This is a genomic window from Paenibacillus qinlingensis (assembly GCF_013204845.1).
In the GTDB taxonomy this organism is placed as follows: Bacteria; Bacillota; Bacilli; order Paenibacillales; family NBRC-103111; genus Paenibacillus_E; species Paenibacillus_E qinlingensis.
Genome location: NZ_JABMKY010000002.1, coordinates 470967 through 491151 on the forward strand (window position 1 = coordinate 470967; position 20185 = coordinate 491151).

At 42.8% G+C, this 20185-nt stretch carries 17 protein-coding genes and 1 other annotated feature; of the genes, 2 read left to right on the plus strand and 15 right to left on the minus strand.

All coding sequences use genetic code 11. The annotated features are described in order from the left end of the window. Positions 1–81: 81 nt before the first annotated feature. Positions 82–1794, minus strand: a complete 1713-nt coding sequence (gene argS / locus HQN88_RS05505; RefSeq protein ID WP_173109225.1) for an arginine--tRNA ligase — start codon at positions 1792–1794, stop codon at positions 82–84. 51 nt (positions 1795–1845) lie between these two features. Beyond that, positions 1846–2066, minus strand: a binding site (T-box leader). Between the two features lie 281 nt (positions 2067–2347). On the opposite strand from argS, the gene HQN88_RS05510 reads away from it, so the two are divergent. Next, the gene (locus tag HQN88_RS05510) at positions 2348–4021 is read left to right on the plus strand and encodes a glycosyl hydrolase (protein ID WP_173109226.1); all 1674 of its coding nucleotides are present in this window, start codon (positions 2348–2350) and stop codon (positions 4019–4021) included. A gap of 215 nt (positions 4022–4236) precedes the next feature. On the opposite strand, the gene HQN88_RS05515 is transcribed toward HQN88_RS05510, so the two are convergent. Further along, positions 4237–4572: a cupin domain-containing protein gene (locus tag HQN88_RS05515; RefSeq protein ID WP_173109227.1), complete on the minus strand. Its 336-nt coding sequence runs from the start codon at positions 4570–4572 to the stop codon at positions 4237–4239. Between the two features lie 12 nt (positions 4573–4584). Next, complete coding sequence (locus HQN88_RS05520; RefSeq protein ID WP_173109228.1) at positions 4585–5247, minus strand: hypothetical protein; 663 nt, start codon at positions 5245–5247, stop codon at positions 4585–4587. Positions 5248–5370: 123 nt separating this feature from the next. Between HQN88_RS05520 and HQN88_RS05525 the strand changes: the two genes are divergently transcribed. Further along, entirely contained in the window at positions 5371–6486 is a 1116-nt protein-coding gene (locus HQN88_RS05525) for an AbrB family transcriptional regulator (RefSeq protein WP_173109229.1), read from the plus strand. Positions 6487–6505: 19 nt separating this feature from the next. Here the strand turns inward: HQN88_RS05525 and HQN88_RS05530 are convergent, their stop codons facing one another. The 12 genes from HQN88_RS05530 to HQN88_RS05585 all read right to left on the minus strand — a co-directional run bounded on the left by HQN88_RS05530 (position 6506) and on the right by HQN88_RS05585 (position 20169). After that, positions 6506–7057: a GNAT family N-acetyltransferase gene (locus tag HQN88_RS05530; protein WP_173109230.1), complete on the minus strand. Its 552-nt coding sequence runs from the start codon at positions 7055–7057 to the stop codon at positions 6506–6508. Beyond that, positions 7047–7757, minus strand: a complete 711-nt coding sequence (locus tag HQN88_RS05535; protein ID WP_173109231.1) for an aspartate/glutamate racemase family protein — start codon at positions 7755–7757, stop codon at positions 7047–7049. Before HQN88_RS05535 ends, HQN88_RS05530 begins: the two co-directional genes overlap by 11 nt. 19 nt (positions 7758–7776) lie before the next feature. Next, positions 7777–8340, minus strand: coding sequence for an MOSC domain-containing protein (locus HQN88_RS05540; protein ID WP_173109232.1), 564 nt, complete (start codon positions 8338–8340; stop codon positions 7777–7779). A gap of 45 nt (positions 8341–8385) precedes the next feature. Continuing rightward, the gene (locus HQN88_RS05545) at positions 8386–11772 is read right to left on the minus strand and encodes a DUF4132 domain-containing protein (protein ID WP_173109233.1); all 3387 of its coding nucleotides are present in this window, start codon (positions 11770–11772) and stop codon (positions 8386–8388) included. Positions 11773–11851: 79 nt separating this feature from the next. Continuing rightward, positions 11852–12802, minus strand: a complete 951-nt coding sequence (locus HQN88_RS05550) for a methylenetetrahydrofolate reductase (RefSeq protein ID WP_274320689.1) — start codon at positions 12800–12802, stop codon at positions 11852–11854. Between the two features lie 103 nt (positions 12803–12905). After that, entirely contained in the window at positions 12906–13670 is a 765-nt protein-coding gene (locus tag HQN88_RS05555) for a sugar phosphate isomerase/epimerase family protein (RefSeq protein WP_173109234.1), read from the minus strand. 177 nt (positions 13671–13847) lie between these two features. Continuing rightward, complete coding sequence (locus tag HQN88_RS05560; protein WP_173109235.1) at positions 13848–14714, minus strand: MBL fold metallo-hydrolase; 867 nt, start codon at positions 14712–14714, stop codon at positions 13848–13850. 76 nt (positions 14715–14790) lie between these two features. Beyond that, positions 14791–16656 carry a hypothetical protein gene (locus tag HQN88_RS05565; protein ID WP_173109236.1) on the minus strand — a complete coding sequence of 622 codons (1866 nt, stop codon included), beginning with the start codon at positions 16654–16656 and terminating at the stop codon, positions 14791–14793. Between the two features lie 95 nt (positions 16657–16751). Then, complete coding sequence (locus HQN88_RS05570; protein ID WP_173109237.1) at positions 16752–17801, minus strand: leucine-rich repeat domain-containing protein; 1050 nt, start codon at positions 17799–17801, stop codon at positions 16752–16754. A 61-nt stretch (positions 17802–17862) separates the two neighbouring features. Further along, positions 17863–18045 carry a hypothetical protein gene (locus HQN88_RS05575; RefSeq protein WP_173108887.1) on the minus strand — a complete coding sequence of 61 codons (183 nt, stop codon included), beginning with the start codon at positions 18043–18045 and terminating at the stop codon, positions 17863–17865. 115 nt (positions 18046–18160) lie between these two features. Then, positions 18161–19366: a macrolide family glycosyltransferase gene (locus HQN88_RS05580; protein WP_173109238.1), complete on the minus strand. Its 1206-nt coding sequence runs from the start codon at positions 19364–19366 to the stop codon at positions 18161–18163. A gap of 17 nt (positions 19367–19383) precedes the next feature. Then, a complete protein-coding gene (locus HQN88_RS05585) occupies positions 19384–20169 on the minus strand; it encodes a PhzF family phenazine biosynthesis protein (RefSeq protein ID WP_173109239.1) in 786 nt (261 codons plus the stop codon). Positions 20170–20185 lie beyond the last annotated feature (16 nt).

Below are 20185 nucleotides of genomic sequence, written 5' to 3' on the forward strand. Positions count from 1 at the left end.
AAGAAATTCTCTCATGAATGAGGATTTTTACCAATTCATTTCACTGCACTTCTTTAATTTACACACCAATAATTAATCCCATTAAATTTCTTGAGGTGCCTGTAATCCAATTAGCTTCATCCCATTACGCAGTGTAATTTGAACGCATTGGACTAGAGCTAGACGTGCTTCACGTAACTGTGTATCCTCAACTAGGATATAACAAGCATGGTAAAAGCGATTAAATGCTTGCGCGAGATCGATGAGATAACGCGATACGATCGAGGGCTCCAGCTTTACCATGGCTTGCTCTACTCTCTCCGTAAATAGATAAAGCATTTTCACAACGGCCATGGCCTCTTTATTTTGCAAACAAGCACCGTCTATTTCCGACTTTTGCATCGTATGTCCGACGGCTAATTGCGCTTTCTTCAACACACTGCAGGTTCTAGCATAGGTGTACTGCACGTAGGGTCCCGTTTCGCCATCGAAGTTAAGAGCTTCCTCCCACGAGAAATCAATATCTTTAATTCGATTTGCACTCAAATCGTTAAAAATTACAGCCCCTATCCCCACCTGCTCAGCAACTACATCTTTCTTCGCCAAGCCTGGGTTTCTTGCTTCGATGACATCGCTTATTTTCTGAATGGCTTGTTCCAGCACATTTTCCAGTCTAATCACATTGCCCTTACGGGTCGACAAACTTCCCCCTTCAATACTCACACGTCCAAATGCCACATGCTCAAGCTTGGTGGACCACGCATAGCCCATGAGTTCAACAACTTTAAACAACTGCTGAAAGTGAAGATTTTGAGCATAATCCGTCACGTAGATCAACTTCTCAAATTCGTACTTCTCCGCTCTATAAACAGCTGCCGCTAGGTCACGTGTATGATACAGCGAGCTGCCATCCTTCTTAAGCATCAATGCTGGGGCCATGCCAAAGTCATCCAACCTAACTAATAAAGCACCTTCATCTTCTTCCAAAAGTTGCTTATCCTTCAGTTCCTGAATGACGGGCTCCATCTTATCATTGTAGAAACTTTCACCTTGATAAGCATCGAATTGAACGCCTAGCAGCTTATAAATCTTTTGAAATTCGGTGAGGCTGATCTCTACAAACCACTGCCATAAGGCTAGTGCTTCTTGATCACCTTGCTCCATTTTCGTAAACCAAGAACGAGCTTGATCCTCTAACGTAGGATCTTTCTCAGCTTCCTCATGAAATTTCACATACAGATCGAGAAGTTCATCGATAGCTCTCTCGTATACAGCTTCCTTACTACCCCACAATTGGTAGGCAACAATCAGTTTCCCAAATTGTGTCCCCCAATCACCCAGATGGTTAATCCCCACACAGTTATATCCAAGAAAAGCATGGATGTGGTATAAAGCATTGCCAATCACCGTGGATCTCAAATGGCCAACATGAAAGGGCTTCGCGATATTCGGAGAGGAATAGTCAATGACCACCGTCTTGCCATGACCTAACTTCTGAGATCCATAGCGTTCTCCAGCTTGGCTAATATGATTAATCAGAGACTCAGCAAACGTAGACTTCTTGAGAAAAATGTTTAAATAACCGGAGACGGCTTCCAACTCGTCAATGTGCTCATCTTTTAGCGCTGTTTTTACCTCTTCGGCAATGACTTGTGGTGATTTACTAAGGATTTTGCTTAGTCGAAAACAAGGTAATGTTAGATCTCCTTGATCCGGATTTGCTGGGTATTCCATCCATGTCATAATGTCTTGTTCTTTAAAACCAGTGAGTAATGATGCGATTTTCCCTGCAAAATAGAGCTTATAATGTAACATAACGATTCTCTCCTATCCTTTTTTGAAAATATAAAAAGCCCCCGTCTCTATAAAAGAGACGAGAGCTGAAAATTCCCGCGGTACCACTCTAAGTGTTAAACCTCTGGTTTAACCCCTCTGTTTCGTAACGGTCGATAGACCGGATTTACCTACTCAACTTTCGGCAAACCATTTCCTGGGTCCGTTTCATTCATAACATCCGTACCGGCTTACACTGACCCGGCTCGCTGTGACTGTCTGTTAGGAATTACTGTCCCATTCATTAATATTTCGATATGAATTTTTCAATATCTTACAAGGGATCTGAGGGAATGTCAAGCCTGTTTTCCGCGACTTTCACTGAGTTAAGAAGTTATGCTCGTATGCTAACATCCGAAGATCCATAACTTGTTGCCAAAAAAATCAGACTTTCTCTCCTTTCAAACCATTTAAAATTATACCATCCGCATCAAAGGAGGGAAGATAATAACTATTTACATGTAAACGCTTTCCGAAAAGGCACTGCGAATCCATCCAAATCGTTCACAAACACCAATCAAGGAGGAATTAATTAATGTTGAAAACATGCTTGTCCAAATTACTTGCTGCGACACTCATTGTAGCCCTGCTCGGTTCCGGCTTACAATGGATCGGCGGTACTACAGCTTATGCTGCAACCCCAGTTAATCCCAACGCGACGCAAGCTGTTCAAAACGTACTGAATTATTTCGATACCGTCCAAACGAACAATCAAATCATCTCTGGGCAATACGTACGGGGGCAAAATTATGGATACTTGGAGACCGATCACCTCTATAATCTAACTGGCAAATATCCCGCGATGATTGGTTATGATCTTTTATACAACGTGACGAACGCTAACGATCTCAGTAAATGGCGGTCTTTCATTGTGGATCATGCAACGGATTATTGGAAAAAAGGAGGGCTAGTCACCCTTTCTTGGCATGAGACGAACCCTTTGGATGCTAATGCGGACGCTGGTGGTTGGAACAGTGTGATCAGTTCCATGTCCCAGACGGATTTCGACTCGCTCACAACCCCTGGAACGACCTTGTACAACAAATGGTTAGCACATATCGATACGATGGCGGGCTATTTACAATCCCTCCGGGATCAAGGCGTTGTTGTACTCTGGAGGCCTTATCATGAGATGAACATTGGCTTTTGGTGGGGAGGTAAGTCAGCAGCCAGTTACAAAAAGTTATGGCAGAATATGTACGACCGCTACACCAATTATCATGGTTTGAACAACCTAATTTGGGTGTGGGCTCCAGGACGCGACGATAACAATGCCGTTAACAGCAATTATTACCCTGGCTCCTCTTATGTGGATCTCGGTGGCGCTGACATCTATACGCAAGCCCGTGGGGATGCCAAATTCACAAATGGGAATAGTGAGCTGGCTTCTGTTCTAGGCAGTAAGCGTTATGGCTTGTCCGAAGTTGGATTGCTCCCTAACGAATCTGCCGTTCAAACAAATTTTGACTACACCTGGTTCCTCACATGGGCTATCGGTTGGGCAGACAATCAGTTCTACGGCTACCCCGCTGCAAATGGACCCGGAAATGATACTTACACTATCACGCAATTTTACAATAATGTCGTAACACTCACGAGAGACGAGGTGCCTTCGTTCGGGAGAACGCTCACTTCGGAAACCATCATTTTCAAAGACGCTATGAACGGATACTCAGCAGCTGGTGTCTCCCCCTCTAACTGGACCACTGTGACAACTGGGGGCACCGTTACCGTGCAGAACGTTCCAACTGTGGGACTCGCCACTGGTCCTGATCGAAGCATGAAAATCAATAAGACAAGCACGACGAACGCTGCCACCGCTGAGAAATCGTTCACCCCACAAACTGGCATCGTGACCTTCAAGGCCACCCTGCGGACGGAAGATGTCAATTGGAAGGACTTCATTGTCTATGACAGCTCGAACAGAGCAGCCTTGCATGTGGGCCTACAGGGTAATTACATAAAAGTGTATGATGGTGCAACTACGCTTTCGAGTATTGAATCCATCACCAGTGGCAACTGGTATGATATCAAAGTCATCCTGAATACCGATACCAAAAAGTTTGACTTGTATGTTAACGGCGCAAAAAGAGCCAATCAATTTAGCTTCAAAAATACAGCAGCATCTGATGTCAGTCGGTTGAAAGTTGGCGTTGCCGCAGATGCTACTGGCATCTACTATATGGATAATGTATTTATAACGAAATAAGAGTGAGCCTATCTAAGCACGAAGGCGCCAGCTCCCTCGAGTTAGTCGATTATTTCGACTAACTCACCTCCATTTAAACGGTTGCACCGTCCTTAATGAACTATTTATCGCGAAATAGTGGAACGTAGTTCCATTTCGCATCACCGGAAACATCGCTGAAACGTTCACCACGCGTAATAAAGACACCCCCGCGGGTGTCTTTTTACATTCGCACATTATTTATTAGCGTGCTCTGCCGGTGAAAAGAAGACTAAAGTAGTTAAGTCTTCCGTAATATCAAAGAATCTGTGTTCTTTATGGGCCTCCACGAATAGAATGTCCCCTTTGCTTATTTGTGTAATTGTATCCCCATTCTGAAACGATGATTCACCTTCGAGGATAAAATAAACCTCATCTTCTGTATGTGGCTTTTGTTTATCGCGTTCACCTTTATTCAACTTATAGAGGCCTACACTCATTGACGATACCTTTAGAAATTCATAATAAGCGTTGTTTTCTACTACTTTTAACTCATTAAGATGATTTCGTAAATCGATTAATTTAAAATTCACCTTACTATCTCCTTATTCTTTCAAATCCCCCACATAATAAGCAAACACTTGATCAATCGGTTTAAAATACAAATGTCCATCCTCTTCCCATGGCTGAAAATGCAGGTCCATCCGCGAATCGTTCCAATTCTCAGGTGTTCCTTTCGTACTTAGACGCCCCTCCACCACAGGTTCCTCAATGACTTTGGGAAATTCCTGATAACCGAATAACAGGTTCTCATGCATCGCAATCATTTCATACTTTTCCCCGTGAAAAGCACGCTCCTCTTGCAGCTGATAATGATAGTAGATGTAACTGCTCATCATCTCCGGCTTCAAATGCGCAACCCTACCCACCCGCGAAACGACGGGCTCTTTTCTCAGCCAATGCTCAACACTTGCAGGCTCATTAAAATGAAACACATCAATCATTAAGATCCACTTCCGAGGTTCCGCCTGACCTGGCCACTCCTTCAAAAAAGGAACCGCAGCTCCAGCCACTTCATCAGGCATAACCTCTTGGCTCATGCACTCATAATAGAGGAAAAGATTGTTTCGCCAAACGAAGGCTGCAGCAGTCATTATTTCACCCTGAGCTACCCGTATTTGTGCTTGTTTGTCTAACTCTAAAGCTTTTAGACCGAGGTCCTTCATCCCTGTTTGCCATTCAGCACGATACATCCTTCTTAAAATCATGATGACTAACCTCGACTTTCAATATTAGTTTTAGCTCTAACCAACTAAATCGCGACCTATTTGAACGCATAATAGAACTGTGCTAACATGAATACAGTTCTGTCAAGGTGGTGCAATAGATCCATGGTCATACAAAAGATCTCCATAAATAAACCTATCGGGCTGTTCGTAGCTCTCATTACTGCCCTGCTAGGCGGCTACTTGTTTCAACTCTTACATATTCCTATCCCGTGGCTTCTGGGTCCGATGATTGCGGTATTACTTGGTTCCAATGTGTTCAAAGAGCGATATGCATGGCCTACTCCAATTAGAAATGCAGGACTCATCATTGTCGGATACACGATTGGACTCTCCATGACCGCGACAGCTTTGCATGAAATGGTGATTCAACTGCCTTCCATGCTGCTTATGACACTGCTTTTAATGCTACTCTGTGTATTGCTGGCCTACTTCATATCCAAACTATCTGGGATAAACTTTAAAACAACATTGCTAGGAAGCATACCTGGCGGTCTTACACAGATGGTTATTTTGGCAGAAGAGACTGAGGGTATCAATCTAACTATCGTGACTGTCTTACAAGTCGTTCGCCTCATGATGATTGTTGTCTGTGTGCCGTTGCTGGTGTTTAGTTCGATCATGGGCAATCAGCATACAGTAGAAACTCTAATTCAACAGGTATTGACTTCGACAGCAAGTTGGGGTGCCCTAACACCGAATATCTTCATTTTCGCCATAGTCAGTATTAGTTGTGCACTTCTAGGAAATAAAATCAAGTTTCCAACTGCCTTTTTACTCGGGCCTGCCTTCAGTACAGCAATCATTCAACTCTTAGGACTTCATGGACCATCGCTGCCAACAATGATAATTAATGCAGCCCAAATTATGATTGGTATCCATGTTGGATTAATGCTAAAGCCTGCTCAACTCAACCACAAGCTCCAAATCATTACGCTTGCAATTGGCAGTAGTCTAGTCCTTCTTCTAGGCTCATTTGGACTCAGTTTTATCTTTATGCACCTGCATGCCATCTCCAAATCGACTGCACTGCTCAGTCTCGCACCTGGTGGAATGGATCAGATGGGGATTATCGCTCACGAAATTAATGCTAATTTATCCGTCGTTGTTGGCTACCAGTTGTTTCGTACCTTTTTCATCTTCTTTGCGGTGCCACCACTCTTACGAATGATATTCAAATACAGCGCATCCAAAAAGATGATCAGAAATAGCCCCTCCTAATGAAGGAGTGGGCTATTCTTTATTTCCCTTTTACACGATAGGCTTTCTCATGATACTCGGTAATAAATTCGAACAATTGTCTTCCGTCATACGTCTCGGACGTGCCAAAACTCACATACATAGCCCGATAAGTTTCCGGCACCCATATGTAGGTATGCACGTAATCGGTCAAATGAAATCCGGCTTTTTCCCAGAATCGAATCCGATCCGCATTTTCCTTGGAAGATTCAGCTTCGACCTCAATGACCATACCCCAACAATTGGCTTCGTTCTCTGCCCAATTTCGAATATCATGCATACAAGCCAACCCTACTCCATGACCACGCTGATCTTGGCGAACCGCGATATAATCAATAATTAACATACGTGCACTAGCATTCAACGCAGTAAGTGCCATTGCGACCACATCTTCACCAATTCTCCACGTGTGCAGCAGGCAAATGCCTCTTTCAAACATGCTTCGAATGAGCGCACGATTCTTTCTGCCGTGTTCTGGAAAGGCTCCTTCGTATACTTGCTCTGCTTTCTTCCAAAGAACTTCATCCCACCGAGTCGTTATTTCATAAATCATACGCAATGTCCCTCAGTGCATAATCAACCGCATATTCAGCATGAATTTTCGTCGTATCAAACAAAGGAACCGACGCGTCCTGTTGTGCAATTAAAAGCGTGATTTCGGTGCAGCCCAATATTACCGCTTCCGCCCCTTCATCAACTAGATCTCGAATGATCTCTATATAGGATTGCTTGGAATCCTCGTTTATCGTTCCGAGACATAACTCCTCGTAAATGATATCATGGACAATTTTCCTTGCGTCCGCATTCGGGACAAGCACTTCAAGCTTATATTTGTCCACAAGTCTGCCTTTGTAGAAGTCTTGTTCCATCGTAAAGGCAGTACCGAGTAAAGCGACTTTCTTAATACCCGCCTTCACGATCTCTTTGGCAGTCGCATCAGCAATATGAAGTAGTGGGATGGATACAGCGTCTTCAACCTCTTTTGCCATCTTGTGCATCGTATTTGTGCAAATAACTATGCAATCTGATCCTGCAGATGCCAGTTTCTGAGCGGACTCGATCATCACATTAGTCGCTTCTTCCCATTTACCTTCATGCTGAAGCGTCTTGATCTCATGAAAATCCACCGAATACATCAAACTTTTGGCTGAATGATGCCCACCTAACTTTTCCTTTACTCGCTGATTGATGATTTGGTAATACAGCAAGGAGGATTCCCAACTCATGCCGCCTATTAATCCAATTGTTTTCATTGCCTTTTCCTTTCATACTCTATACTCGTTCGAGTGGACGATAGGGCTCCATAGGAAGGATTACGCGGATTTCATCCCCAACTCGCACTTCTCCCCCCGTTAATACGATCCCCATAACTCCTGCTTTACGGACGAGGTTACCATTATCATCGTGGTCCAAAACTGCTTGCAGCAGCCCTGATTGGAAATGATCGATTTGCACACAGGGATTGCGGAGCCCTGTAATTTCAATGACAGCATCCATGCCGATGGTTAGCTTGGTTCCGGTTGGCAGTCCGAGTAAATCTATGCCACGTGTTGTAATGTTTTCACCTAATTGTCCAGGCTCAACACGAAATCCTGAAGCTTTTACTTCGTCAAATAACTCCGAATGAATGAGGTGAACCTGGCGAAGATTCGGTTGATTCGGATCTTGCGCAACACGTGAGCGATGCTTTACCGTCTTCCCCATGTGTGCATCACCTTCAACGCCAAGTCCGGCCAAGAGCTTAATGCCCTCGACAGTCTGTTTACTAAAGGAATGAGTCGCATAACGACTGGTTGATAGAACTTCTCCAATTTGAGATTCATGGTTTATGGCCATTCTTAACGCATCCTCTCCGATTTGAAAAACTCTTTTAACCCCATTTTACTTCCAATCCTCCACAAAGCCAACTCGCGTTGACAATGCCTGATCTATTTCATATAGAATTTCACTGTAGTAATGACTTGGAATATCCGATGGATGAATCAACTCTTCCTCTTGGATGTTACTGTAGATGTAAGGACCTCTCTTCACTTTGCCAGCTATATAAAAGATAAGTTCGTGTACCGTCACAGTTTCATCCTCATACCCTACCGAAGTTCCGCTAAAGGTCAAATTCACACCAACCCCAAGATGTTCATTCTCTTTGAAAAACTCATCGTAACCTCCCCCATCTACGATGGACCCGCGCTGCCAGCCAGCCTTGGTTAACTTCCCTAGTAACGAGAACCCATTTACCTGTACGCCACCGAAGCGCTCAACACGCAGGGATTCGTCATGCTCTGGCATAAACACCTTACGATCAAGTTGTGCGAAAGGTTGGGCAATATCAAGCCTTTTCAACTGTTCTCTCCATAATTCAATGGAAGTATGATTGAGTTCCAGCGGATGAATATGTCGAATATACGATTTATCATCTAAATCAATTACATTATTATTCGCTGAAGTATAACTCCCATCATCCAAATAGAGGAAGGTTTCTCGCAATTCTTTTTCCTCCGCTGTATAAGCCCCCCAGATCAAAGAGCGTGCAAAGAAATGTAAAATGGGATTCTGTATAAAGAGCTCTTCCCAAGCCGGCTTCGTCCAATAACGCCTTGATGACATCGCTTGTTCTAAGCGGATTGCGATAGAATCCGTAACAAGCTTCAGCTCTTTTTTCAACTGTTTGAATTCATCCGTTGCTGATTTAATAAGCGTTACATCCTCATGTTTCCCAGGTGTCGGCAAAGATTTATAACTTTTGCCTTCAGCGTCCTCAATTCGGATTTCCAGCTTTTTCGTAAGTATCAGATTCAACGCTCGCTCGCCATATTGGAGAACTTTGTGTCCAGTTGAATTAAAACCGAGATTAGATATGATGCGATCGGCAAGCTCCTCTGGATCGATGTCAAGATCTTTTGAAGCTTTAGCTAAAGCCTCCTGAGCTGTTTTCTTAAGTTGCTTAAACTTGCTCTTTCTAGCCAATTGATCAACCATAAGCAAACCAGAATTCTTCTTTGAAAGCACCAATGCTTTCACGGCTTCTGTTGCTACAGCTAATCTTGATTCTAATGGCCACTTCAGGATGCAAGAGTGAAGTTGGTTCATAACTCGCTCATCGCCAAACATCGTAGCAAAAGCCATTATCCATTTCTTTTGAACATCGGCACCTGATTCAAGCCAGTTCTGCATGAGAAACCATGCAACTTGGGAAAGGTCTTCCAATTCTAGATGTTCAGCTACCGAGCGAGCTTCCCAATTCATTACAATCTCATTCTGAATCGCATAAGAATACAACAAATATTGGCTAATGACTGGTTCAATAATTTGTTGATTCGCTTTTAGTCGTATACGTGGTAGTTCATTGAAGGGAATCCAATCTATTTGTTGAAGCTTCGCATGTTGTAGTTGCGCCCTGCAATATGAGCTGATTTCGTCTTTGCTAATCGGTTCTTGATGTGTGATCTCTGGCTTTTCCTTTAAAGTGTTTAGAATAAGCATTTTGATTTTTTCATTTTTCTCTACGTCTAGCAAGCGCTCCAGCTCCATGTGGGAAGGCTCATCATTCCAGCTGCACAAGAGTTGCACCACTGTCTCTCTTATTGCAGGCTTTTTATGGAGAAGATAGGGCAACACAAAAGGCAATGCGGCAGGATATTCTCTTAGTATTGCGATACTTGTATCCCTTACCACCTTATTATCATCCTTCAGATACGTGGAAATGAAAGGTATGTACGTTTCATTATTGGATTGGTGAAGCTCTTCGAGAAGAAACTTCTTCGTATATTTATTATCCTCCGAGTCCTGAAGAAGGGCTACTATGACTTCTCCGTGATCACGTATATAGGATCTCAAAAACTGATATCCGGTTTGGTTAAAGGCCTCATCACCAGAGGAATGTTGTGTATAAGATTTCGTAACTATCATCGGGAGCAATATACGACTATCGCCACCAGCGTTGGTGATTCGTTCAACAAGCTCTGTCACAGTGAATCCTTTATCCGACAGCCAGCTGCCCATGATCCAAAGCGTTTCCATATCGGCATAAGCCAAGAAACACAAACCCCTGTCGAACATCTCGGAGAGGTTGCGTAGATCCTTCAAATCAAGCATTCTACGATAGTTAGAACCTGTTGAAGTCTCATGCAGATGGCGGAAGTACCGTTCAACCTCTGCAAATGGGATTTCTCCTCGAAAGTAAGCATGTAATTGAGGATCATTCGGAATTAATTCTTCCAAATAATTAGTAAATTCCCGAAGCGCATCACCTAAGTAAGGCTTCTCTTCTTCTTTCTCCCAGACTATACGACACAAATGCAGGGTTTTTAATCCTGCTGACATAGCGATTGCTTTTGCGAAGCTCTCTGGTCGAGCAGCGTATTCTTCTCTCAAGACATCATCATAGGACCCGTCGCGGCTTCCTAGACCAGGTCCAGCAAGGTTGATGAGATAGTGCTCCCGCAAAGCTCCAAACTCTTCCAGCATGTAAGGGATTTTACGCAATTCCTTGTCACGATCATGATAAAAAGCCATTCTACAATTCGTTACAAAAGCATTCGGATCCTCATTAATCAGTTTTTTCAAGTATTCCCATGCTATACGACTGTGCTGCTTTACTGAAACAGCCAAATAAACACAATTTCTCAGCTGCTTTCTCTTATTATCTGTATCCAAATGATCAACCGAGGCAAGTCGGTCAAAATGTTTTTCAAACCATGCTAAAGCTTCATTATCTTCACCGTTATGCTTAGTTAACAACGCAGCAATATAGGGCTGCACTTCAACATCTTGATCTGAGTACAACTTGTGCAACAAGTCTGGATCCGTTTGCGCCATTAATTCCACAAATTCCAAGGCATAGGACTCCGGATTTCCTCGATAATCAAAAAACTTGCTCTTCGCTAGCATCCATTCCCAAACGATAGTGTATGGGACGTTGTATTGGGTAACAAGACGTAAACATCCTCTACGCCACAAGGCATCCTCCATATTGAAATCGGAGCTAGTTTCTAGAAAACTATCCTTACCTATGTATATGAATAGTGATAGATATCTTCCGATCCTATCGGGTTCATCTTTCTTCTTCCTCAACATAGCCAGCAATGCCCATGTTTTGCGACGCTGTTCCCGTTGCAGTAATTTGAAATCTTTAGGGGCTACGCATACCATTAATTCATCTTCCAAGATGTTGCCTTCTATATAGGCCAAACCTGTTCGAATTTCGCTTTCATTTAAACCAATCGCTTGTAAAACATCTGTCATTTCGTTTACGTAACTTTGTTCTCTCAATGTGATTCCCCTTCGATTAGCTAAAATGAAAACAAGGAGCAACTGCTGACGCAGATTTGCTCCTTCTTATGACATACACTTAGTAAACAAATGCAGATCTCGTTTTCTTCTCCATCATTGCTTTGATCTCATGCACCAATTGAATCGAAGCTTCGATTTCAACTTTTCGCGTGGAGACACTTTCCACACTGCATCCGATCGGAATGCCTTTTTCAAGGCCGAATTCGAAAATTTCCTCAAATATTTGTTGGGAAACCGATACCGATTTATCAAGCACATCATGCGAGTACTTCAAATCATTTTCCAACCATTTCGGAATTGAAATTCCAAGCCATTTCATAAACTCAAGGGTCTTCGTGGAGCCGCACGGCGCAATATTCATGAGGATTGGCACCATATCCAGCTTATTCTCTTTGCAATGATAATAATAATCCGATAAAAAGTTCTTCGAGGCTTCGACATTATAGGTCGCTTGGGAAATAAAAAACCGACTGCCACTCGCTATTTTGCTGATCATTCTGAGATGTTCATCATCTTTTTTCATATGTCTTTCAGGGATAACGACGGCCCCTAAAGTTAGATTGTCATTCAGCTTCCTACTTAACGCATACGCTTCTGGCAGTCTCATTTGAACATCTTGTTTACTGGAGGATGCCCCCACGAATACGGAGAATCGCTCCTCATCAAGATCAGCTTGAATCCATTCCGCCAACTGTTCCTCTGTGTATTTCCCCACACATCGATAAATAATTTTCGGGATATGCAACTTGCTCAAATACGTCTTACTGTACGTAGTCGGGTCAACCGTCTGCAGATAAGGAAAAGGCCGATCTTGATCTATGCGATCACTTTCTTCCTGAACATCATAGAGAATTAAACCATCTATTTGAAGTTTCTGAAGTCGCTCACATTGTTTTTGTGAAATTTCAGCCATTTTCTCTAACGAATGTGTTTCCTTGGGAGGCGTCATACCATATGTTATGATACCTGATTCTCTTCGAAGTATTTTATCTTTTAACAATTGCGTCACAACCTTATCTGCCTAATTCCCGAAAAATCAAATCACAGTTAATTACTCGGTATTAATTATTTCGACCCCTTTGTGCTAAATCCTTTTCAATTGGGCAGGAACACTACAGGAACTTCCCTCTCATAAAAGCCAAACTTGCCGCAAGTTCATTCTCTGGATCATGGACCGTACACTCCCCAGAAATCATCCCAGCATAGCCAGATGCTTTGAGTGTGGCCGCAAATTGATCATAAGGATATTGCCCTGTGCCAGGCGACAACCGCCCCGTATCGGCAAGATGGATATGCTGAAGCCAGTCCTTATTTTCAATCAACGTGGATATCGGATCCTGCTCCTCATCCATATGATAGAAATCTGCCAATACTCGGATCGACGGAAGATTAACCTGCTTGGCCAACATCACTGCCTCTGAAACCGTGTTCACGATGTTGGACTCCTTTTGATTCAGGGGCTCAATGGCTAGCGTAACACCTGTTCCGGAGAACTCTTCTCCGATACGTGCGAGTAGCTGAAGAAGTTGCTGCTCTCCGCGATTCCGTTCCCAACCATCCGGAATGTGACGTGCTTTTCCACTGCCGAGAACGGCAGTTCTGGCTCCAATCTTATTTAAAGCGCTTGCAGCTTTATGAACATAACGTCGAATTCGTTCCTCATCGGCTTCTGGCCCGACCACTTTCAAGTCTCCTGGGAAAAAAATACTGAATGCCTGTACGGGGAGTGGACTGTTCAGATACATAGGTAGCTTGGCGGCGAAATCCGCCTCATCTTCTAGATTTAAAGCTACAAGCGCACATTCGATATAATCAAATCCCAATCGCTCAAGTCTCTCCGCTTCCTGAATCCCACTGCACCATCCAAACGTGTACATGTACATTCCTCCCTAACGGCTTATAAGTTCATTTCTCCCTATTTAATATACCAAGAAATAACCACGAAGTGGATCTTTTATTTATACAAAAGTATGATCTATTTTAAGGAAATCACCTTACGAAATACAAAAAAGAACTACCATAAGGCAGCCCTTTCTCCATACTATCATAATCAATTATTTAAAATAGATGAAACGCTCTCCAGCGGACATCATGTGGAACTTCTGCGCAGGATACGTATGGAACAAATAATCAACGAAGTAAGCCGGGTTATCACGATTTTTGGAAAACATATCAAAATGAATAGGTATCAGGAGATCGGATCCGATTTCAACACCGAAATCAGCTGCTTCACGGAAGTTCATATTCCCCACAATCCCTCTGGAGGTCCGCGCATAATCACCCCCATTAATTGGAAGAAGTGTTACATGGGGCTGAAATCGTTTGGCATGCTCGATCAACTCTGGTGTGACAACCGTGTCTCCTGTATGAAAGATTCTCACTCCGTTGATTTCGATAAAATAACCCAAATAGTACTGATTCCCATCTTGATCCGTCTCATACGCTGTGTGCGCTCCCGCAACAGGAATTATGGTTACGCCTTGTCGGGAAATCACCTGCTCTTGCTTGGCAGCAATGATTCGATTTGTATCCACTTCTATTTCATGAAGCAAATTCACATGTGAAGCTGGTGCCACGAATGTCGTCTCTGGATGAGCCTCAGAAACACCCTTGATCGTAGTTAAATCCATATGATCATTATGGAAATGCGTGAGCAATACGATGTTGACATCCAGCTCCTGCGGCGTAAGCGGCGGCGGAATTTCCCTTTTAAACTCCGTATCCGGATTCTCCAATTCAATTGAATAACTTAAATAGGGATCAATACAAATGAGTTCGTCAGAGTTGCCTGCTTTAATCAGCGCCCCAGCTTGGCCCAAACTCCATATCGCTACCCCATCCACTGGTACATTCGTACGTTGAATTTCTTTCAATAACAACTCGCCTGCCTTGTAAATAGGTCTTACATTTTCTCTACCCATGTCGGTTACACTCCGTTGGTATGGCTTATCATGCAATACATTCAATTATAAGTGCAAGAACAATGAAAGCCAAGATCTAGTCCATCACATGTATGGATAATAACTTGCCATCTGCCTTAGATTCCGTATACGTGATTGGGATAACGTCATTCGGAAAAGGTACATCAAGCCGAAACACACCGATCTTGTCGTCACTTTTAAGTGATGTTAGATCTTTCAATTCATAACTACCTTGAACACCTGCTTTGGTCAGCAGTTCAAGAAATTTATCCCAACTTATACCTAGATATTGATTATGCAAGTAAGCTGTCCACGTCTGACTATCCCAGTCTGGAGCTTTCACGTCTACACCGGATTGACTCATTGTCTTAAGTACTTTAACAACCGTATGCCCATCTCCTTCCTGCATAGCAGAAGCAAGCGCGAGGTAGGCTCGATTAAACATGGCGGTGTCATTCAATTGGTTTTTGGCAGCAAGTAAATTGAACATATGATCCGTATGTTGTTCCGTAGTAAACCAATAGGTGTGGAAATCCATTGGATTCAGTGGGCTGGTTCCCGTAACTAAATATCTCCCATCATCCGAAACACGAAATACAGGTGAAATATCGAAGCGTGTTGGATACTGTATAACAAAAATCTGACTGCCATCTCCACTGACCATGATTTGTACGGAGATTGGTTCACGCGGCTCTACATCACCTGGCAGAATCGAAGATGAGCCTCTCAAACTGGAGTAATACACATTACCATCTTTTGCTTTTTCCTTGATTAATCGATACATTAACTGACTTTCGTGCATGACAGGCTTTACATCGATTTGGGTTGAATTCCCTTGTGCGGTGCGAATTTCCTCATCCATCTGCCACGTAATATTTGCTACGCCCCGCAGTTCATCAGGCTTCTGTTCGCCGGACAGGTCAGGAAGATGCATAGCGATGCTGTATTCTTCTGGTTGCCACATATAGGCTGTATACTTCGTTTTAGAGGCATAGTACACGTCGGAGAAACTTGTCACATAAGAGATTCCTTCGAGCTGCTTTTTACTACCAAAGTCGAACATACTATAGTGCTTTCCCGAAGCAGTCAATATTCCTGTGATGAGTAACGCTGGAATTAGCAGCACATAGAATGCGTTCACCACTCCTCTTGTTCGAATCTTATCGCTTGGCTGAACCTCAGTCTGCTCAGGGCTAATCGTTAGATTCACCGCTAGCATTTTCATAAGCCAGCCTATCAACAAGGTTCCCATACATGCGTAAGCAAGCAACGGAACCGCATATCCCCATGGAGGTGTCATAGACCGAAACAGACTGATAACTAATGTGCAAATCATAGCCAGCAACGCTAATGACAGCAGAGAACCGATATGGCTGCGTAATATGCGAGGCGCTTTTGCCAATGCAGCACGAAAGCTGCTATTCTCAAGAACGATCACATACGGCGTGAGTGAATAGCCTATCAAAGCAATCATCAAGATAATCCCAATGGGAAAAAAAGCGGCTGCAAAGAAGAGAAGTAACGCGCCGGTCACAGTTTGAAAAATCGTCCATGCGATCATACCTCCGAAATATCTGCGTCCTATCGCGAAGAGCGAGATGTTCTCCTGGTTCAGAACCATTCCTTTCAGAGCGCCTAAATACATGCCTCGTATAAAACTTTGTACTGCCATTAAGGTGGCGGTTACTAGGAACGCTGCTGCTCCCCATGCTGGAGTACCTAAACGTAGAAACGTGTATGGAACTTTCAAGTCACCTAGTGATGGCATATATAGGGGTATTGTTGCGTTGAAACCACCTGTTTGCACAGCGGCACCTGTTGTCGATAACGTTGTCAACGAATACGGATATATCGCAAATCCAAAGTAAATACCCAAACTGACTACCATCGTTATCATAACTTCAACGACCAGCACCATAACAATCAAACGAATAAAGGCCATCTTTACCTCCTTAGATAAACAGATGCCATGCAGTAAGGCATTTATACCATTATTTTACTACCTTGGAGGGATGAATATCGTCATGCGCTTTGGATTCACTCATGTTCCCATTCCGAATCTCGCGCTATATTGATAAGCCCTAATTGCTCCATATCAGTGAGAAAATCAGGCTTCCGATCAATCATGCACATGCTAATGTTTAATACCCGCAGCTTCTTCAGCTTCATGAGCTCGATTGGCAATTCGTGAATCGAGGTATATTGTATCGTTAACTGTTCCAGCTTCTCTAGCTCTCCAATTTCAGCTGGAATGACACTGAGATGAATCTCCTCCTTTGGCTTTATCTGAAATCCCGGAGTCGGCCGATCATAGCTTCCGCATTGGATACTTAATACTCTTAGGTTTTTCAACTTAGCTATCGATGCTGGAATATACGCCAAATCTGCTGTTTGGATTGTCAAGCTATCAAGTTTACTTAACTCGAACAGCCCCTCAGGTAAGTGGAAAAGATCTTGTTCAAAAATGATCAGTTCCCGCAGCTCCGTGAGCTCCCGGATTCTCTCCGGCAACTCTTTAAGTTGATGTCGACTTATATATAACCAATCCGTTTTATGCTTAATGGCATCATCTAGTAGTCGATCAAAGTCTGAGTGAGCCTCTATTTTTAGAAAAAGCCCAGTAATTTGATCCATCAGTTGCATGGCTTCTTCGTTCGTTATATCCATCCCATACTGATGTTCATGCACAATTGAATAAAGGTAGTCGCCACCGCCTTCTTTCAAAAAGCACAAGTCTTCCGGAAGTTTAGGAAATATCCAATCCGACAACTGATTTGCCATCTGCTTCAGCAGATTGCCACTCTCTTTACAACACTTATATAAATAATAAGTTCCCGCGGTATAAAAAGCATGACTGTGATAAGCTTTTTTAACTTGGATAACATCTTCAATAGTCTCGCCCTGGATGATGATCGTCTTCACCAAGTAAGGCTCCAACGATTCTAATACACGTGTGTATTGCTTCTCCTCCCCATCTGCAAGATGCCATAATCTTTCGCTTAGAACAAAACATTCCGAGTTTCGTATCGCTACATCGATGACTTGCTCGTAGGCTTCTCCTTTGGGATCTGTATACATTCTTATCATGGGAATCTCCATTCTAAATCGAAATACATATAGATATTTAATCAGTAAATATTACTAATATTTAATTGAAGAATCGTGATACTAGAATTGTAATCGCAGGACCAATTACCACGAAGCCCAACAATATGGCAACAAATTTCATCGGGGTTGACAACCCTTTTGACGTTTGTAATTGATCCAGTTTTTCGTTTATTCTCTTTAACTCTTCCAGTATTTCTTTGCTCATTTCGTCAGACATGGACAACTATAATTCTCCTCTCACCTACAAAATACACGCAACAGTACCTATTTTACCATAATTAGGAATATCCAAGCGATTAAAAAAGAGACCCAAAGCAACTCGTGCCGTGGGTCTTCGTTCACTTAATCCCATACTTCCTTTTAAATGCCATAATCTCATCAACAGCTTGACGATATCCGCCTGACTCTTGAAAAGAGTCCCTTATTTTTGCAACTGCAGTCAAGAATGAAGTGTTGCTTAACACCTGATCTACGGCATCCCGTAATTGATTTGCCTGCAAAGTTTGCATCTGCAAAGTCAGACCCGCTCCAATACTCTCGACTTGTTCAGCAATAATCGGCTGATCAGCGCTCTGGGGGATCACGATCAGCGGAATCCCGTAATATAAAGCTTCATGTACACTATTCATCCCGCCATGCGTGATAAATAATTTCGTGTTGGGCAGTAACTCTGTTTGTGGAACATATGGTTTCACAGTGAAGTTAGTAGGTATCTCCCCTAGGTCAGATAATCGAACGTTATTCCCAATTGACATGATAATGGTATGCTCTGTGTTCCCCAATGCCTCTATACAAAGCTTATAGAAATCAATAGATCGGTTAAACACGGTCCCTAATGAAATATAAATTGGTTTTTCCGCCTGATTTTCTGTATACGTATTGCTTTCTGAGCTCAATCGTGTTGAGATGGATGGCCCTACAAATTTATATGTCTGGTCGAAAGATTCTCCATTCGGTTGAAACTCCCTAGTTGTATATACGATTGAAAGCGGCGCTGGATTACACCATACTTCGTATGGAGAATGGATGTCTACATCATATTTTTCCTTTACCATCCTCGTCAGAATATGAAATTGTTCATAAATAGCTTGAACAATGTCAGACGAAACGTTTGTATAAAATTGTTCCAACTCTTGCTCGATGGATTCTCTAGATTGTGCAAAAGACGTACAAGAATTTATTGCAGGAAGCTGAAGCAGCTGAGCAAGTAAACGTCCACAACCAAACATGGCATCATGGATGATATAATCAAATTGTTCATCTTTGATCTGTTCAAGTACGCTTGGGATAACGATATCCGTGGTTAATAGAAGACCGTTGATTCGCTCCAGCATATAGTTTCTTCCACCAGAAATAAAGGCTTTTATAAATTGCTGGTCGTCAAATGTTCGTACAGTTGCTCCCGTCTTTTCAATACGCTCCCTAAACGCTTCTATGCAAACGTATACGACCTCTTCGCCACGGGAAATCAGCTCTTGCACGACGCCTATAGTGGGATTAATATGTCCCTCCGATCCACCATTCATAAACAAAACGCGCGCCATTTCTACATCTCCTTATGCTAAATGAACAACTCGCTCTTCATAACCGTCACTGCTTGCCCTGACATTAGTACTCTATTTTCATCTAAACGAATTTGTAAGAGACCGCCTCTTGCGGATGCCTGATACGCATACATGTCCGTTTTATTTAATTTCTTACCCCAGTAGGGTGCAAGACCACAATGAGATGAGCCCGTTACGGGATCTTCATTCACTCCTACCGCTGGGAAGAAGCATCTCGATACAAAGTCATATTCTTGCGAACGGCTTGTCACATTGATGCCCCTTGTTTGAATCGTTTGCAACAAAGAAAAATTAGGACTTAGTCTCTTAATGATGTCTTCAGATTCAACTTCAATGAAATAATCGAATCTATTTCGTCCAACAAATAAAGGATGAATTTGGAGTGCATCAATTAATTCGGACGGATACTCACACGCAAGCACAGGTTCTGACGGAAAATTGAGTTGAATCCAAGAATCATGTTTGAATGCAGTTAATAGTCCACTCTTGGTATAGAAATTAGCACGTTGGCTTAGAGATAATCCCCCTGTTTCCCACAAGATGTGCGCACTTGCCAGTGTCGCGTGTCCGCATAAATCCACCTCAGAATGAGGCGTAAACCATCTAAGTGAATAACCGTCTTGCTGAGGAAACATAAAAGCTGTTTCTGAAAGGTTCATTTCTGATGCAATTTGCTGCATCAACTCTTCGTCTAGCGGTTCTGAAGTTAAACAAACAGCAGCAGGATTTCCTTTGAATATTTTATCCGTGAAAGCATCCACAACGTAGATTGTCAAAGTCAAAATAATCCCCCCTAAA

Bases quoted from the DNA above. Each gene is read 5' to 3' on its own strand.
- argS (WP_173109225.1), bottom strand. From the start codon at position 1,794: ATGTTACATTATAAGCTCTATTTTGCAGGGAAAATCGCATCATTACTC.
- HQN88_RS05510 (WP_173109226.1), top strand. From the start codon at position 2,348: ATGTTGAAAACATGCTTGTCCAAATTACTTGCTGCGACACTCATTGTA.
- HQN88_RS05520 (WP_173109228.1), bottom strand. From the start codon at position 5,247: ATGATTTTAAGAAGGATGTATCGTGCTGAATGGCAAACAGGGATGAAG.
- HQN88_RS05525 (WP_173109229.1), top strand. From the start codon at position 5,371: ATGGTCATACAAAAGATCTCCATAAATAAACCTATCGGGCTGTTCGTA.
- HQN88_RS05530 (WP_173109230.1), bottom strand. From the start codon at position 7,057: ATGATTTATGAAATAACGACTCGGTGGGATGAAGTTCTTTGGAAGAAA.
- HQN88_RS05535 (WP_173109231.1), bottom strand. From the start codon at position 7,757: ATGAAAACAATTGGATTAATAGGCGGCATGAGTTGGGAATCCTCCTTG.
- HQN88_RS05540 (WP_173109232.1), bottom strand. From the start codon at position 8,340: ATGGCCATAAACCATGAATCTCAAATTGGAGAAGTTCTATCAACCAGT.
- HQN88_RS05555 (WP_173109234.1), bottom strand. From the start codon at position 13,670: ATGTACACGTTTGGATGGTGCAGTGGGATTCAGGAAGCGGAGAGACTT.
- HQN88_RS05560 (WP_173109235.1), bottom strand. From the start codon at position 14,714: ATGGGTAGAGAAAATGTAAGACCTATTTACAAGGCAGGCGAGTTGTTA.
- HQN88_RS05565 (WP_173109236.1), bottom strand. From the start codon at position 16,656: ATGGCCTTTATTCGTTTGATTGTTATGGTGCTGGTCGTTGAAGTTATG.
- HQN88_RS05570 (WP_173109237.1), bottom strand. From the start codon at position 17,801: ATGATAAGAATGTATACAGATCCCAAAGGAGAAGCCTACGAGCAAGTC.
- HQN88_RS05580 (WP_173109238.1), bottom strand. From the start codon at position 19,366: ATGGCGCGCGTTTTGTTTATGAATGGTGGATCGGAGGGACATATTAAT.